Here is a 16224-nt window from a genome sequence, read left to right as displayed (position 1 = left end):
GCCGATGAGCGATGCCCCGCAACCCACCGCAGCCCCAGCGCCCAGCGCACCGCCGCCCGCCGCCGACCCGGCAAGGAAGGGCGTGCGCTGGGTGCTCTTGCTGATCGTCATCAGCCTGACCTGGTACCTGTTTGCCGACCGGTTGACCCCGTACACGCAGCAGGCGCGGGTACAGGCTTTCGTGGTGCCGGTTGCGGCGGAAGTGTCCGGGCGTGTGACCAAGGTGCATGTGCGCAACAACCAGGACGTCGCGGCAGGCACTGTCCTGTTCGAGGTGGATCCCCAGCACTACAAGATTGCCGTGGACCGCGCCCGCGCCGATCTGGAGTCGACACGCCGGCAGATCGGCGCCAGCACCGCGGGCATCGAATCGGCGCAGGCATCGCTGCGCGCAGCACGCGCCAACGAGCTCAAGGCGCGCCAGGACAGGGACCGCCTGGAGCGCCTGTACAGCGATGATCCCGGCACCATTTCCCTGCGCCGTCTGGAGGTGGCGCGCGCCAGCCTCGAGCAGGCCGTCAGCCAGGTCGCCGCCGCCAAGGCCGAGGTCCAGCGTGCGCGCGAACAGCAGGGGGGCAGCGAGGAAGAGAACGCCAAGCTGCGCAGCGCCGCCACTGCCCTGGAAAAGGCCGAACTGGATCTCGCCAATACGCAGGTGCGGGCGCGCGCCGCCGGGCTGGTCACCGACCTGCGCACCGATGCCGGCCAGTTTGCCGCGGCCGGCAATCCGGTCATGACGCTGATCGCGATCCACGATCTGTGGATCAGCGCGGAGATGACCGAGAACAACCTGGGCCGTGTCGAGCCCGGCACGCCGGTTGCCATCGTGCTGGATGCGCTGCCGGGCAGGATCTTTGAGGGCCGGGTGCGCAGTGTCGGCTATGGCGTCACCGTCGGCCCGAGCACGCCGCCGGGCAGCTTGCCGACGGTGCAGAACAGCCGAGACTGGCTGCGTCCGGCGCAACGCTTCCCGGTGGTGGTCGAGATTGTCCAGGGCGAACTCGCCTCGATGCGCGGCATTCGCGTGGGCGGGCAGGCCGAGGTCATGGCGTTTCCCACCCAGGGCAACCCGCTCAATCCGCTCGGCCGTGTATTCCTGTACCTGATGAGCTGGCTTTCCTATGTCTACTGACAGCCCGGTGCTGCCGATGCCCGCGCGCGATCCACGCGCCCAGCGTTCGCTGCGCGTGGCGAGCGGCACCGCGCTGTGCCTGGCGGCCAGCTTCGGCCTGGGCCTGCCGATCCCCATGCTCGCGCCGGTGCTCGGCGTGTTCCTGCTGGCCAGCGTCAACCAGCCGGTGTCGCCCAAGGCCGGGCTGGGCCTGGTGCTGGTCGTGATGCTGACCACCGGCACTGGCCTGCTGCTGATCCCCATGCTGCGCTACTACCCCGTCAGCGGCGTGCTGATGATCGGCCTGTGCCTGTTCCTGGCCTTTCGCTACGGACTGCGCGGCGGCAACAACCTGGTCTCCACCTTCCTGGTGATCGGCCTGACCATGATCTCGGCGGCGGGCACCTTCGATTTCGGGCTGGCGGTCATGGTCATCGGTGCCCTGGTCAAGGGGCTGCTCGTCGCGGTCGTGGTGCTGGCACTTTGCCACTGGCTCTTTCCCGAACCGGCCGGTGCGCAGGCGCGGCCTGCGGCCAAGGCCTTGCCGGATGACCAGGCCGCCTGGATTGCGCTGCGTGCGGCGCTGGTGGTGATGCCGGCCTTCCTGCTGGCGCTGAACGACCCGGCCGCGTACATCCCGATCATCATGAAAGCGGTCAGCCTCGGCCGGCAAAGCTGCACCACCACGGCACGCGGCGCCGGGCGCGAACTGCTTGGCTCGACCTTGTTCGGTGGCGTGCTGGCCATCCTGTTCTGGTGCGCACTCAGCCTGTTCGTGCATTTGTGGATGTACTTCCTGTGGATGCTGCTGTTTGGCCTGCTGGCGGCGCGCAAGCTGTATGGCCTCAGCCCGTCGCGGTACCCGCCAGGCTTCTGGGTGAACACTCTCGTGACGCTGATCATCCTGCTGGGCCAGTCCGTGCAGGACAGCGCGGCCGGGAAGGATGTCTATACCGCCTTCGCCGTGCGCATGGGCCTGTTTGTCGGCGTCACGCTGTATGCCTGGCTGATGATCGAGCTGCTCGACCAGCCGCGCGGCGCACGACGGCATGCCCGCTGAAGAGGCCGGTCATGCTGAGCAACCTGCTGATCGGCCTTCCCGTAATGCTGCTCTGCCTACTGCTGCAGGCGGTCTTCGTGGCTATCTGCCTGCGCTACTACGTGCGCTTCAAGCATGTCCGGCAAGGCCGCGAATCGCTCGGGCAGGACATCCTGCTGTTGTCGGTCGTGATGGTGCTGATGTTGCTCGGCAACTTCGTGCAGATGGCGATCTGGGCCGTCTTGTTCATGCTGTTGGGCGAGTTCGGCGATTTCGCCACCGCGCTCTATCACTCGGGCGTGAACTTCGCCACGCTGGGCTACGGCGATATCGTCATGTCCGAAGCCCGGCGCTTGCTGGGGCCGCTCGAGGCGGCCAACGGCATCCTGATGTTCGGCGTCTCCACCGCAGTGATGACCGCGGCGGTGCTGGACGTGATCAAGCGCAACCCGGCCAGGCTGCGGCAGGACGAGGGGCCATAGGGATGGGGGCGTCGGGCGCAGTCCGGGCCGGGACTGGGACGGTTCTAATATCGGATGCCGAATCGCGGGCGGGGTCGGGCAATCGATGCATCCCGATCTCTGCGAAAGCTGGCCCGCCGCGGGCGACTCTTCGGCCGGCTGCACTCGCCATTCAACGATCCAGGGAAACTCTGATGATTGCACGGCGAGCAAGCATAGCGGGCGCCACAAAGCAGCGCGGCGGTGGGGCCAGGCACAGGCCTGGCCCCACCGCCGCGCTGCGTTTTCCCGGTCAGGAAATCGTGTAGGTGGTACGTTCCCCGGGGTTGTAGAGGTCCCTGGCCAGTTGCAGGATCTGGTCCCGATGATGGTCGAAGGTGGCGAGAAGGGCGGATTCTTCCGCGGCACCCTGGTGGCTCAGGCGCAGAAGGATTTCGTCAGTGACCTGAAAGGCCACTTCGCGCGCGTTGTCGTAGCCCCAGAAGCAAACGCAGTGCCGCGCCGCATCGTAGCTGCGGCTGGGATTGGGAAAATTCAGTGCCATTGCAGACTCCTGTCCGGACACGGTACGCCGTGCGTGTTGGGCTTGCTGGCGCCAGCCGGTGCTGCCGCCCCCAGTATGCGCCTGTTTCCCGCAAGCTGGGCATGTGTCCCTGCGGCCTGCTGGAGCGCATGGCGCGTTCTTCGCGAAAGATATTTCCTTCGCCGGCGATTTAGCGCGTATGCTGGGATTGCCATTATCTCCAGGCAAGCCATTCAGGAGCCCATCATGGCCAAGAGTCAACTACGCAGCAGCCGCGAAGCCAAGAAACCCAAGCAACCGAAAAAGCCATCCGTGCCGGCCTCACCCTTCAGCACGGTCCAGTTTCGCGGGCACGATGAGGTCGCCAAGAAGAAGAAATGACTGAGACCGACAGTGCAGGGGTCGTCTGGTCCCTTGTGTTCCTGGCCGCGTTGGTCGGGGTCTACGGCTACATCATCCGGGTGGGCATCCACCACAAGCCGGTGTTCGGCATAGCGAAGCACTCGCTTCGGTACTGGTGGCACCGGCTGGTCCACGTGACCAAGTAAGCAACGCCGGCCAGTCAGGCCGGCGCGGGCAAGATTTGCGGTTTTGCCGCACAATACAGCCTGCGCGCCGCACAGGAGCACGCTGGATCGATCAGAGGCGAGGGCACTGACCTCGCCCGTCAGCGGGCGGCATTTTGTTGAACATCCTGCAATCCTGTACATGGCCGCCCCACATGCACATTCCGCCGCGGATCCCGTCCGCGGCGCAGACACTTCCGTTTCTTTCCGCGATAGCAATCCATCCGGCCGCCTGCCGCTGCTGGCGCTCGGGGTCGGCAGCTTCGGCATCGGCACCGGCGAATTCGTCATCATGGGCCTGCTGCCCGATGCCGCCAGCGACCTCGCCATCTCCATCCCGCAAGCCGGCCACCTGATCAGCGCCTATGCGCTGGGCGTGGTCATCGGCGCGCCGCTGCTGGCGGTGCTGGGCGCGCGCTGGCCGCGGCGCAACCTGCTGATCGCGCTGATGGCGGTGTTTGCCGCCGGCAATATCGCCAGCGCGCTGGCGCCTTCCTATCTGTCGATGATGGTGGCGCGCCTGCTCACGGGTTTTCCGCATGGCACGTACTTTGGCGTGGCGGCGCTGGTGGCCGCCAGCCTGGTCCCGCGCGAACGGCGCGCGCAGGCGGTGGGGCTGGTGATGCTGGGCCTGACCACTGCCACGCTGGTGGGCGTGCCGATCGCCGCCACGGTCGGCACCTGGCTGGGCTGGCGCTCGGCCTTCGTGATTGTCGGTGCCCTCGGTGCACTGACGGCGCTGCTGGTGTGGCGGTGGGTCCCGTTCGTGCCGGCCGACCGGCGTGCCAGCCCGCTGCGCGAGCTGTCGGCGCTCAAGCGCAAGCAGGTCTGGCTGACGCTCGGTATCGGTGCGATCGGCTTCGGCGGCATGTTCTCGGTGTTCAGCTATATCAAGCCGACCATGCTCGAGCTGGCGCATATGCCGGCGGCGGGTATCCCGGTGGTGCTGGCCTTGTTCGGCATCGGCACGGTGGCGGGCAACCTTGCCGGCGCGAAGCTGGCCGACAAGGCATTGATGCCGACCATCGGCGGCGTGCTGGTGTGGGCGGCGCTGGTGCTGGGCGCCTTCGCCTTGACCGCGTCGCATCCCTGGCTGGCTGCCATCAATGTGCTGCTGGTGGGCACCACGGTGGCACTGGGCCCGGCCTTGCAGATCCGGCTGATGGATGTCTCCGGCGACGCGCAGACGCTGGCCGCGGCCCTCAACCACTCGGCCTTCAACATGGCCAACGCGCTCGGCGCGTGGCTGGGCGGGGTGACCATTGCCGCCGGCTACGGCTGGGAGTCCACCGGCTGGGTCGGCCTGCTGCTGGCGCTGGGCGGCCTGGTGGTCTATGCGTGGTCGATGCTGAGCATGGGCCGGCAGGGCGCGCCAGTCGCGGCGCAGGCGTGATGCAGGCGGACCTGGTGGGTGCGCGCACAGGTCTGCAAGGAACAAAAAAGGGGTGCCTCATCGGGCACCCCTTTTTCATCCGCGGTCCGCTGGCGGGACGGGCTTACTCTGCGTCCGCGACGCTGGCGCCGACCACGTTGAAGCCGCCGTCGACATAGGTGATCTCACCGGTCACGCCGCTGGCCAGGTCGGACAGCAGGAAGGCGGCCACGTTGCCGACTTCTTCGATGGTGACGTTGCGGCGCAGCGGCGCGGCCTGCTCGAAGTGGCCGAGCAGCTTGCCGAAGCCCTTGATGCCCGAGGCGGCCAGGGTCTTGATCGGGCCGGCGGAGATGCCGTTGGCGCGGATGCCACGCGGACCGACCGACGAGGCCAGGTAGCGCACGCTGGCTTCCAGCGAGGCCTTGGCCAGGCCCATGGTGTTGTAGTTGGGAACCACGCGCTCTGCGCCCAGGTAGGTCAGCGTCAGCAGCGAGGCCTTGTCCGACAGCAGCGGCAGCGCGGCCTTGGCCAGCGCCGGGAAGCTGTAGGCGGAGATGTCATGGGCGATGCGGAAACCTTCGCGCGACAGGCCTTCCAGGAAGTCGCCGGCGATCGCCTCGCGCGGCGCGAAGCCGATCGAGTGCACCAGGCCGTCGAACTTATCCCAGCGCTGGCCCAGCGCGGCGAAGGTCGCGGCGATCTGCTCGTCGCTGCCGACGTCGCATTCGAACACCAGGTCGCTGCCGAATTCCTTGGCAAAGTCGCTGATCCGGTCCTTGAACCGTTCGCCGACATAGGTGAAGGCCAGTTCGGCGCCTTCGCGTTTGCACGCCGACGCGATGCCATAGGCGATCGACCGGTTAGAGAGCAAGCCGGTGATCAGGATCCGCTTACCTGCCAGAAATCCCATAAGTTCTCCAAGGTGGTGTATCAGGCACGCTTCGTGCGTCCGCCGTGCGGCCGTGCGCGTGCTTTGCTGTCTTGCGGCCGTTTTTATTGCGCCGCGCAGAGGGAATGTCCGGATGGCTGGCGCCACCCCCGACGCATGTAAAATTGTCTCATACTTGGCCCGGCCGCAGAATGCCGGGCCCCACAGGTCATAGTGGAGGAATCCAACGGGATGCCTATTCAAGCACGTTGGCCGCTTCAGGCGGCATGGCAGTGCTTCCGGCGGGATGCAGTACTGCGCGGTTGGGTCGCAAGCGGGCTGGCGATGGCGCTGGCGGCGGGGGTCTCTCTCTTTTCAAATCCGGCGCTGGCGGCGCATGGCTTCGCGCTGCACGGGGACCTGAAGTACCAGGCGGATTTCCGGCATTTCGACTATGCCAATCCCAATGCACCCGCCGGCGGCACGCTGACACTCGCCAATCCGGACCGGCGCACCAGTTTCGACAAGTTCAATCCGTTCACGCTGAAGGGCACGTCGGCGCCCGGCCTGAACGCGCTGATGTTCGAGTCGCTGCTGATCAGCAGCGCCGACGAGAGCGCGAGCGCCTATGGCTTGCTCGCCGAGGATGTCACGGTGGCGCCGGACGAGCTGTCGGTCACGTTCACCATCCGGCCCCAGGCGCGCTTCTCCAATGGCGACCCGGTGCTGGCGTCGGATGTCAAATATTCTTATGACATGCTGATGAGCAAGGCCTCGAGCCCGGGCTATCGCAGCATGTGTACCGATGTGAAGGCGGTGATCGTCGCCGGCGAGCGCACGGTGCGCTTTGAATTCAAGCAGCGCAACCGCGAGCTGCCGCTGATCGTAGGCTCGCTGCCGGTGTTCTCGAAGAAATGGACGGCCAAGGTTCCGTTCGAGAAGCTGACCTTCGAGCCGCCGGTCACCAGTGGCCCCTACCTGATCGAGCGCTATGACGCCGGCCGCGGCATCATCTTCCAGCGCGACCCGAAGTACTGGGGCAAGGATCTCGCGGTGCGCCGCGGCACCTTCAATTTCGCGCGCGTGGCCTACCGCCTGTACAAGGACGAGACCGCCAAGCTCGAGGCATTCAAGGCAGGGGAGTTCGACGCCATCGTCGAATACAAGGCCAAGAACTGGGCCAAGAGCTACCAGGGCACCCGCTTTCGCAACGGCGAGCTGCTGAAGACCGAGTTCCCGCACCGCAACGGTGCCGGCATGCAGGGCTTCGTGATGAATATGCGCAAGCCGGTGTTCCAGGACGTGCGCGTGCGCCAGGCCCTGATCCTTGCGCTGGACTTCGAATGGCTGAACCGGCAGTTGTTCTACGGCGCCTACAGGCGGCTGGACAGCTGGTTCTCCAACAGCGAGCTGGCCGCCAGCGCCACCTTCGATGGCCGGCCCAGCCCGGGCGAGCTGGCGTTGCTTGAGCCGCTGCGTGCGGAATTGCCGCCGGAGGTGTTCGGCCCGGACGTGGTCCAGCCCAGCACTGCGGCGCCGCGTTCGCTGCGCGACAACCTGCGCCAGGCACGGCGCCTGCTGGCCCAGGCCGGCTGGACCTATACGGATGGCGCGCTGCGCAACGCCAAGGGCGAGACGCTGGTGTTCGAGTTCCTCGACGACGGCGGCGCCATGAGCCGCGTCATCACCACCTATGTGCGCAACCTGGAGAAGCTTGGTATCCAGGTGAACCAGCGCACCACGGACTTTGCGCTGTACCAGAAGCGGCTGGAGGATTTCGACTTCGACATGGTGTCGATCCGCTTTCCCGACTCGCAAAGCCCCGGCAACGAGCTGCGCGACCGCTTTTCCAGCGAGGCGGCCGGCACGCCGGGCTCGGACAACCTGTTCGGGCTGAAGTCGCCCGTGGTCGACAAGCTGGTGGATAACGTCTTGCACGCCCATACCCGGCAGGAACTGGTCACCGCCGGGCGGGCGCTGGACCGGGTGCTGATGCATGGCTACTACATCGTGCCGAACTGGTACAGCGCATCGCACCGCGTGTCCTACCGCAAGACGCTGGCCTACCCGGAGCGCCTTCCCTATTACTACACGGCCGAAGGCTGGATCCTGAGCCAATGGTGGCGCACGGACCTGCAGCCGCAGGCACGCTGACGCGCCCGCTGCGAACAAGACAAGGAAGAGGACCGGCCGATGCTTGCCTACCTGCTCAAGCGCATTCTGCTGATGATCCCGACGTTGATCGGGGTCATCACGCTGACCTTCGTGGTGATCCAGTTCGTGCCGGGTGGCCCGGTCGAGCAGATGATGATGGAACTGAAAGGGCGGGGCGGTGCCGGCGAAGCCAGCGGCGGTGGCGCCGAATACCGCGGGCGGCGCGGCGTCGACCCCGAGAAGATCAAGGAGATCCAGGCCCTGTATGGCTTTGACAAACCGCCGCTGGAGCGCTACTTCCTGATGCTCAAGCGCTTTGCCCAGTTCGACCTGGGCCAGAGCTATTTCCAGCACCGCAGCGTGTGGGAGCTGGTCAAGTCCAAGCTGCCGGTGTCGGTCAGCCTGGGTTTGTGGACCTTCTTCCTGACCTACCTGATATCGGTGCCGCTGGGCATTTCCAAGGCCATCCGCGCGGGCAGCCGCTTTGACGTGGTGACCAGCATCATCGTGCTGGTGGGCTATGCCATCCCCGGCTTCGTGCTGGGCGTGCTGCTGCTGGTGCTGTTCGGCGGCGGCACCTTCGTGCAGTGGTTCCCGCTGCGCGGGCTGACCTCCGACAACTGGGAGCAGCTCTCGCTGATGGGCAAGGTGATGGACTACCTGTGGCACCTGGTGCTGCCGATCACGGCATCGGTGGTGGGCAGCTTCGCGGTGGTCACCATGCTGACCAAGAATGCCTTCCTTGAGGAAATCCGCAAGCAATACGTGCTGACCGCGCGCGCCAAGGGCCTGGGCGAGCGCCGCGTGCTGTGGAAGCACGTGTTCCGCAACGCGCTGATCCCGCTGGTGACGGGATTCCCGGCCGCGTTCATCGGCGCCTTCTTCACCGGCTCGCTGCTGATCGAGACGCTGTTCTCGCTCGACGGGCTGGGCCTGCTGTCCTATGAGGCGGTGCTGCGGCGCGACTATCCGGTGGTGCTGGGCACGCTCTACCTGTTCACGCTGATCGGGCTGGTCACGCGCCTGATCTCCGATGTCTGCTACGTGCTGGTGGACCCGCGCATCCATTTCGAGGGCTTGCACCGATGAAACTGTTCACGCACGCGGCCCCCAACGGGCTGCCGCATTCGCCTTCGCCGCGCCAGCGCGCCTGGCAGCGCTTTCGCCGCAACCGGCGCGGCTACTGGAGCCTGGTGATCTTCGTGGTCATCTTCGTGCTGAGCCTGGGCGCCGAGCTGCTGTCCAGCAACCGGCCGCTGGTGGTGCACTACAAGGGCGAATGGTATTTCCCCATCGTCAAGGTCTACCCGGAAACCACCTTCGACGGCGATTTCGCCACGCCCGCGGACTACCTCGATCCGTATATCCGCGACCGCATCACCACCAACGGCAACTTCGCGGTGTTCCCGCTGAACCATTATTCGTACGACTCGCTCAACTACTTTGCCAAGGAGCCCAACCCGGCGCCGCCGTCGGCAGAGAACTGGCTGGGCACCGACGACCGCGGCCGCGACATCCTGGCCCGGCTGCTGTACGGCTTCCGCGTGTCGGTGCTGTTCAGCCTGGCGCTGACCGTGATCGGGGTGCTGGTGGGCACGCTGACCGGGGCGCTGATGGGCTTCTTCGGCGGGCGCTTCGACCTGTTCTCGCAGCGTGCCATCGAGATCTGGAGCTCGATGCCGGAGCTGTACCTGCTGATCATCTTTGCCTCGATCTTCGAGCCCAGCCTGGCGCTGCTGATCATCCTGCTGTCGCTGTTCGGCTGGATGGGCCTGTCCGACTACGTGCGCGCCGAGTTCTACCGCAACCGCTCGCTCGACTACGTCAAGGCCGCGCGCGCGCTGGGCCTGTCCAACGTGCAGATCATGTGGCGCCATATCCTGCCCAACAGCCTGACCCCGGTGATCACCTTCCTGCCGTTCCGCATGAGCGCCGCGATCCTGGCGCTGACCAGCCTGGACTTCCTCGGCATGGGCGTGCCGCCGACCACGCCCAGCCTGGGCGAGCTGCTGGCGCAGGGCAAGGCCAACCTGGATGCGTGGTGGATTTCGCTGTCGACCTTCGCGGTGCTGGTGGTCACGCTGCTGCTGCTGACCTTCATGGGCGACGCGCTGCGCGATGCCTTCGATACCCGCCTGGGCCTGGCGGCGCTGCGCGGCCGGGTCGAACCCAAGATCCCGGCCGGCGCGCCGACCGGGGCGGCACCGGAGGCCACGCCATGACCGCGGTGTCTCCCGTGATCCAGCCGGCCGTGGCGCCGGCCGCGGCGCCGGCGCCCGGTTCCACGCTGATGTGCGTCGACAAACTTTCCGTCACCTTCGGCCACGGCGAGCATGCCACCCGTGCCGTGCGTGAAGTCAGCTTCGACCTGCGCGCGGGCGAGCGCTACGCGCTGGTGGGCGAGTCGGGCTCGGGCAAGACCGTGACCGCGCTGGCGATGCTGCGGCTGGTGGAAGACGCCTACTACGACGGCGCGATCCGCTTCGAGGGCAAGAACCTGCTGGAGGTGTCGGACCGCGAGATGCGCGGCATCCGCGGCGCCGAGATCGCGATGATTTTCCAGGAGCCGATGACGGCGCTCAACCCGCTGTACACCATCGGCAACCAGATCGTCGAGACGCTGGCGCTGCACGAGGGCCTGGACCGCCGCGCCGCGCGCGAGCGCGCCATCGCGCTGCTGGAGCGCACCGGCATTAGCGACGCCGCGCACCGCTTCGACAGCTTCCCGCACCAGCTCTCGGGCGGCCAGCGCCAGCGCGCCATGATCGCCATGGCGCTGGCCTGCCGCCCCAAGCTGCTGCTCGCCGACGAGCCGACCACGGCGCTGGACGTGACCATCCGCGCCCAGATCATGGACCTGCTGCGTGACCTGCAGGCCGAGTTCGGCATGGCGGTGATGCTGATCACCCATGACCTCAACCTGGTGCGTTCCTTTGCCCAGCGCGTGGGCGTGATGGAGAAGGGCGTGCTGGTCGAGACCGGCGAGACCGCGCAGGTGTTTGCCGCCCCCCAGCACCCCTACACCCGCAAGCTGATCGACAGCCGCCCCAGGCGCGAGGTGCTGCCGCTGGTGCCGCTGGCGCCGGTGCTGCTGGAAGCGCGCAAGCTGAGCGTCAACTACGCGCGCAAGCGCCGCGGGCTGGCCGGCTGGTTCGGCAAGGACCAGTTTGCGGCGGTCAAGGACGTGGACTTCCAGCTGCGCGAGGGCGAGACCGTCGGCATCGTCGGCGAGTCCGGTTCGGGCAAGACCACGCTGGCGCATACCGTGCTGGCGCTGCAGCGCAAGAGCGGCGGCACCATCCATTTCCTCGGCCGCAGCTTCGACACCGCCACGCGCGACGATCGCCGCCAGTTGCGCGCGCGCATGCAGGTGGTGTTCCAGGACCCGTTCGGCTCGCTGGCGCCGCGCATGACCATCGAGCAGATCGTCGGCGAAGGCCTGGCGCTGCACCAGCCCGGGCTGTCGCACGAGGGCACGCGCCAGCGCGTGATCGAAGCCCTGCGCGAGGTCGGCCTGGACCGCACCGCGCTGGGCCGCTATCCGCATGAATTCTCGGGCGGGCAGCGGCAGCGCATCGCCATTGCCCGGGTGCTGATCCTCAAGCCGCAGATCCTGGTGCTGGACGAGCCCACCTCGGCGCTGGACGTGTCGATCCAGCAGCAGGTGCTGGCGCTGCTGTCCCAGCTGCAGCACAAGTACAACCTCACCTACCTGTTCATCAGCCATGACCTGGCGGTGATCCGGGCCATGGCGCATCGGGTTTTCGTGATGAAGGCAGGGGAGGTGGTCGAGGCCGGCGACACCGAAGCGGTGCTGGGCGCACCCCAGCACCCCTATACGCGCAAGCTGATGGCGGCGGCGCAGGTCGGCGCTGGCTGACCCGGAGGTGTGCGGCGCAGCAACGCCGCGGCCCCGCCTGGCTAGCATCCGGTTGTTCGGATCAATCCGATAAACAAGGTGCGAATTCCCGCCTATATCCTTGATTCGCCAGTCAAATCCGGCGAATTTGTAACGAACTTTGACATGTGAATGACAACCCTTTACCATCCCGCGAGAACTAGTTTTGGGGGGTGGTCCGTCCGACGCATTGGATCGTGCATAGCACGTTTGCGGTGCAAGACAGGCCCGGAAAGCCTGGTGCGGATGTTGCATAGGGTTCACCCCGCAGGTTCACATGAATTTCTCGCGAAGTTCACGCGAATTTCACATATAACCAGCTGCCCCGGACTCGTGCCGGGGCTTGCTTTGGAACGATCAACGGGAGAACCAATGCAGCGATCGGTACTTCATTCCCTGGCGCGTGCCGCCGTCGGAATTGCCATTGTCTGCGGTGCGACTGTGTCGAATGGAGTGCTGGCGGATACGGTATTCAAGGATGCCGACGCCCGTATCGATGCCACGGCCCACGCCGCGGATTCGCATGCGGAAGGCAAGCGCGGCTTGCTGTCGTCGGTGGTGAATTCCACCAGCAACGTTGCCAGCAAGGCTGGCGACCTGGTCATGAATGCGCTGGGCCTGATTGGCGTGCGTTACCGCTTCGGCGGCAACAGCCCCGAATCCGGCCTGGACTGCAGCGGCTTCGTCCGCTACGTGTTCCAGGACACCTTCGGCTTCATGCTGCCGCGCCGCTCTGTCGAAATCAGCCGTGTCGGCACCACCGTGGCGGCCACCGACCTGCGTCCGGGCGACCTGGTGTTCTTCAACACCATGCGCCAGACCTTCTCGCACGTCGGCATCTATATCGGCGACAACAAGTTCGTGCATGCCCCGTCCACGGGCAGCAAGATCCGAGTCGACGACATGCGTGCGTCTTACTGGGTGACCCGCTACAACGGCGCCCGCCGCATCGAGGATGGCAAGGAGGGCGGCGCCGATGGCCTCGGCGACATGGTCGAGACGCTCAAGCGCTATGACCCCAAGGTTGTCCGCGCATCGATGTACGGCGGCTGAGTTTCCGGCGCGCTACAAGAAAAAAGGACTGCTGCGGCAGTCCTTTTTTCTTTGGCGGGGCGTGCTCCCCGGGCTATTGCACTGCGACCGTTCCGGCCGGTGCCAGGCGGGCCTGTTCCAGCCGCTGCCGCAGCGTTGCCATCACCGCCGTGGTGGCCTGTTCGCCGGCCAGTATGGCCCGGTTGCGGGCGTTGAAGTCGCTGCCGCCCATATCGGGCAGCTCGGGGCGGATCACCACGTCGGCGCGCGCCAGTGCCATCTTGTTGATCGACTGGCCCATGATCGCGGTGGTCTGCAGCAGCACGCCGCTCTGGCCCGCGTTCTTCTGCGCCGACGGGTCGGCCGAGATGTTGACCGCGATGACAAAGTCCGCGCCCATGCCGCGCGCGGAATCCACCGGCACGGGCTCGACCAGGCCGCCGTCGACATAGTCGTGACCCTGGATCGACACCGGCTGGAACACCCCGGGCACGCTGCTCGACGCGCGCACGGCCTGGCCTGTGTTGCCGCGGCGGAACAGGATTTTCTCGCCGCTCTTGAGATCGGTGGCGACAATGCCCAGCGGCAGCTTCATGGCCTCGATGGTCCGGTTCTGCACCAGCCGGTTGATGTAGTTCTGCAGCGCCTCGCCCTTGAGCCAGCCGCCGAAGCGGGTGCCGAAGGGCAGGGCCCAGTCGGCGATGGCAGCCTCGTCCATGGTCAGCGCCAGCTTGTTCAGCTGGAAGCCATTCAGTCCGCTGGCGTAAAGCGCCGCCACGACCGCGCCGGCGCTGGTGCCGGTGACCAGGTCGGCATGGATGCCTTGCGCTTCGAGCGCCTTGATCACGCCGATATGGGCAAAGCCGCGCGCCGCGCCGCCGCCCAGCGCCAGGCCGATCTTGACGGGCCGCGGCGCGGGCGGGGTGGTGGCGAGGAGCGGCGGCGCGGGACGCGGGCCGAACGAGCAGCCCGCCAGCAGGGCGGCCGCGGAGATACCGAGGAAATGACGTCGTTGCATGAAGCGAGATCAGTAGCCAGGTGGGACCGGCGGATACAGGGATGTGATGCGGGCGCTCCTCAATGGGGCTGGCATCGAATTGCCTGGATCAGCGGCATCACCTCAGACCGGCGCAAGCATAAATGATTCCGCACGGCGCTGGCACGCCGGGCGGGGCGAGGGATGCGCGTTGGTATAATGTAAGATCTGCACATACACCAGCCTGCGCGCCGCTGCGCGCGGGCTTTCTTGTTTTTGCCCCTGACCATGACCCAACGCGTCCGCACCCGCTTTGCGCCGAGCCCGACCGGTTTTATCCACCTCGGCAATATCCGCTCCGCGCTCTATCCCTGGGCCTTCGCCCGCCGCATGAAGGGCGACTTTATCCTGCGCATCGAAGACACCGACGTCGAGCGTTCGTCGCAGGAAGCGGTCGACGTGATTCTCGAGAGCATGGCCTGGCTGGAGATGGATATCGACGAAGGTCCGTTCTACCAGATGCAGCGCATGGACCGCTATCGTGAAGTGGTCGCGCAGATGGTTGAGTCCGGCCTGGCCTACCGCTGCTACATGAGCACCGAAGAGCTGGATGCCCTGCGCGAAGCCCAGCGCGAGCGCGGCGAGAAGCCGCGCTACAACGGCTTCTGGCGTCCCGAGCCGGGCAAGGTCCTGCCCGAGCCGCCGGCAGGGGTCGATCCGGTGATCCGCTTCAAGAATCCGATCGGCGGCAGCGTGGTGTGGGATGACGCGGTCAAGGGCCGCATCGAGATCTCCAACGACGAACTCGACGACCTGGTGATCGCGCGCCCGGACGGCACCCCCACGTACAACTTCTGCGTGGTGGTGGACGACCTCGATATGAAGATCACCCACGTGATTCGCGGCGACGACCACGTCAACAACACCCCGCGTCAGATCAACATCATCCGCGCGCTGGGCGGCACGCCGCCGGTCTACGCCCACCTGCCGACCGTGCTCAACGAGCAGGGCGAGAAGATGAGCAAGCGCCATGGCGCCATGGCCGTGACCGGCTACCGCGACGAGGGCTATCTGCCCGAAGCCGTGCTGAACTACCTGGCGCGCCTGGGCTGGGCCCACGGCGACGCCGAGATCTTCTCGCGCGAGCAGTTCGTTGAATGGTTCGACCTGGAGCACCTGGGCAAGTCGCCCGCCCAGTACAACCCCGAGAAGCTGGCCTGGCTGAACAACCACTACATCAAGGTCGGCGACAACCAGCGCCTGGCCACGCTGACGCAGCCGTTTATCGAGGCGCTCGGCGGCAAGGTGGAAGGGGCGGACCTGGCCGGCGTGGTGGCGCTGGTGAAGGACCGCGCCAATACGCTGAAGGAGGTCGCGCAGGCGGCGCTGCTGTTCTATCGTGGCGAGCCGCAGGCGGATGCCGCGCTCAAGGCCGAGCACCTGACCCCGGAAATCCAGCCCGCGCTGGCGGCGCTGGCCAACCAGCTGGCCGCGCTGCCGGAATGGAAGCGCGAAGCCATCAGCGCCACCTTCAAGGCCGTGCTGGCCGAGTTCGGCCTGAAGATGCCCAAGCTGGCCATGCCGGTGCGCCTGATGGTGGCCGGCCAGCTGCAGACGCCAGGCATCGATGCGGTGCTGGAACTGTTCGGTCGCGACACGGTGCTGCGCCGCCTGGCGGCAGCTGCATAAAAAGTCGCAAAAAGTCCGCGCCGGGGGCTTGCGCTCCGGGCCGGACTTGCGCATAATCTCTTTCTCCCTGCGGCGCGGTCCCTGACCAAGCGGGCTGGCGGATCCGCAAGGATCTTCGCAATCTCCGAACTGATTTTTGAAGTGACGGGAAAGCGAAAAAAGCTGAAACGGGAGCTTGCAAAGATTAATGGTTGATATATAATCTTGGCTTCGCTTGAAACGGTAGTTAATTCAGGCGAAAACGCAGCAAGTTGCAGTAAAGAGCAGTACCATGGGGCTATAGCTCAGCTGGGAGAGCGCTTGCATGGCATGCAAGAGGTCAGCGGTTCGATCCCGCTTAGCTCCACCAAGATTTAGGTGTCATCCAGGTTGTTTAGGGTGGTGCCAGACGGAACGTGTTGAAAGACAAGTTTCTGTCCCCTTCGTCTAGAGGCCTAGGACATCACCCTTTCACGGTGAGTACAGGGGTTCGAATCCCCTAGGGGACGCCATAACAACAGGGCGTAATCAGACGCCCAGTCGACTGAAGCGA

At 66.0% G+C, this 16224-nt stretch carries 15 protein-coding genes and 2 tRNA genes; 14 read left to right on the top strand and 3 right to left on the bottom strand.

The window, feature by feature from the left end:
• The first annotated feature begins 4 nt into the window (after nt 1-4).
• Genes C265_RS23570 through C265_RS23560 form a run of 3 tightly spaced genes read left to right on the top strand, consistent with a single transcriptional unit; the run spans nt 5 to nt 2632 of the window.
• Complete coding sequence (locus C265_RS23570; RefSeq protein ID WP_037025169.1) at nt 5-1132, top strand: HlyD family secretion protein; 1128 nt, start codon at nt 5-7, stop codon at nt 1130-1132.
• Nucleotides 1122-2171, top strand: a complete 1050-nt coding sequence (locus tag C265_RS23565; protein WP_010814283.1) for a DUF2955 domain-containing protein — start codon at nt 1122-1124, stop codon at nt 2169-2171. The genes C265_RS23570 and C265_RS23565 overlap by 11 nt, the downstream gene beginning before the upstream one ends.
• Before the next feature lie 11 nt (nt 2172-2182).
• The gene (locus tag C265_RS23560; RefSeq protein WP_010814282.1) at nt 2183-2632 is read left to right on the top strand and encodes a potassium channel family protein; all 450 of its coding nucleotides are present in this window, start codon (nt 2183-2185) and stop codon (nt 2630-2632) included.
• A 271-nt stretch (nt 2633-2903) separates the two neighbouring features.
• On the opposite strand, the gene C265_RS23555 is transcribed toward C265_RS23560, so the two are convergent.
• The gene (locus tag C265_RS23555; protein ID WP_010814281.1) at nt 2904-3155 is read right to left on the bottom strand and encodes a DUF1488 domain-containing protein; all 252 of its coding nucleotides are present in this window, start codon (nt 3153-3155) and stop codon (nt 2904-2906) included.
• A 225-nt stretch (nt 3156-3380) separates the two neighbouring features.
• Here C265_RS23555 and C265_RS33100 point away from each other — a divergent pair, with 225 nt between their 5' ends.
• From C265_RS33100 to C265_RS23550, 3 genes are all read left to right on the top strand, one after another.
• Complete coding sequence (locus tag C265_RS33100) at nt 3381-3515, top strand: hypothetical protein (protein WP_013957262.1); 135 nt, start codon at nt 3381-3383, stop codon at nt 3513-3515.
• Nucleotides 3512-3682 (top strand): hypothetical protein, encoded by a 171-nt coding sequence (locus tag C265_RS32600; RefSeq protein WP_010814280.1) that lies wholly within the window; start codon nt 3512-3514, stop codon nt 3680-3682. Before C265_RS33100 ends, C265_RS32600 begins: the two co-directional genes overlap by 4 nt.
• Nucleotides 3683-3842: 160 nt before the next feature.
• A complete protein-coding gene (locus C265_RS23550; protein WP_010814279.1) occupies nt 3843-5093 on the top strand; it encodes an MFS transporter in 1251 nt (416 codons plus the stop codon).
• 103 nt (nt 5094-5196) lie between these two features.
• On the opposite strand, the gene fabI is transcribed toward C265_RS23550, so the two are convergent.
• Nucleotides 5197-5985, bottom strand: a complete 789-nt coding sequence (gene fabI, locus C265_RS23545) for an enoyl-ACP reductase FabI (RefSeq protein WP_010814278.1) — start codon at nt 5983-5985, stop codon at nt 5197-5199.
• Nucleotides 5986-6195: 210 nt separating this feature from the next.
• On the opposite strand from fabI, the gene C265_RS23540 reads away from it, so the two are divergent.
• From C265_RS23540 to C265_RS23520, 5 genes are all read left to right on the top strand, one after another.
• A complete protein-coding gene (locus tag C265_RS23540) occupies nt 6196-8097 on the top strand; it encodes an extracellular solute-binding protein (RefSeq protein ID WP_011615643.1) in 1902 nt (633 codons plus the stop codon).
• A gap of 39 nt (nt 8098-8136) precedes the next feature.
• A complete protein-coding gene (locus tag C265_RS23535; protein ID WP_010814276.1) occupies nt 8137-9186 on the top strand; it encodes a microcin C ABC transporter permease YejB in 1050 nt (349 codons plus the stop codon).
• Complete coding sequence (locus C265_RS23530) at nt 9183-10319, top strand: ABC transporter permease (protein ID WP_010814275.1); 1137 nt, start codon at nt 9183-9185, stop codon at nt 10317-10319. Before C265_RS23535 ends, C265_RS23530 begins: the two co-directional genes overlap by 4 nt.
• Nucleotides 10316-11977, top strand: coding sequence for an ABC transporter ATP-binding protein (locus C265_RS23525; protein ID WP_010814274.1), 1662 nt, complete (start codon nt 10316-10318; stop codon nt 11975-11977). The genes C265_RS23530 and C265_RS23525 overlap by 4 nt, the downstream gene beginning before the upstream one ends.
• Nucleotides 11978-12367: 390 nt before the next feature.
• Nucleotides 12368-13048, top strand: coding sequence for a C40 family peptidase (locus C265_RS23520; RefSeq protein ID WP_010814273.1), 681 nt, complete (start codon nt 12368-12370; stop codon nt 13046-13048).
• Between the two features lie 73 nt (nt 13049-13121).
• Here the strand turns inward: C265_RS23520 and C265_RS23515 are convergent, their stop codons facing one another.
• Nucleotides 13122-14045, bottom strand: coding sequence for a patatin-like phospholipase family protein (locus C265_RS23515; RefSeq protein ID WP_010814272.1), 924 nt, complete (start codon nt 14043-14045; stop codon nt 13122-13124).
• A 246-nt stretch (nt 14046-14291) separates the two neighbouring features.
• Between C265_RS23515 and gltX the strand changes: the two genes are divergently transcribed.
• The 3 genes from gltX (at nt 14292) to C265_RS23500 (ending at nt 16183) form a co-directional block, all read left to right on the top strand.
• The gene (gene gltX / locus C265_RS23510; protein ID WP_010814271.1) at nt 14292-15692 is read left to right on the top strand and encodes a glutamate--tRNA ligase; all 1401 of its coding nucleotides are present in this window, start codon (nt 14292-14294) and stop codon (nt 15690-15692) included.
• Nucleotides 15693-15965: 273 nt separating this feature from the next.
• Nucleotides 15966-16041 (top strand) — tRNA-Ala (locus C265_RS23505).
• Between the two features lie 66 nt (nt 16042-16107).
• Nucleotides 16108-16183, top strand: a tRNA-Glu gene (locus C265_RS23500).
• Nucleotides 16184-16224: the final 41 nt, after the last annotated feature.

This window comes from Cupriavidus sp. GA3-3, assembly GCF_000389805.1.
Lineage (GTDB): Bacteria > Pseudomonadota > Gammaproteobacteria > Burkholderiales > Burkholderiaceae > Cupriavidus > Cupriavidus necator_D.
Note: the sequence above shows the minus strand (reverse complement) of the source record. Positions and strands in the feature narration are given on the sequence as shown.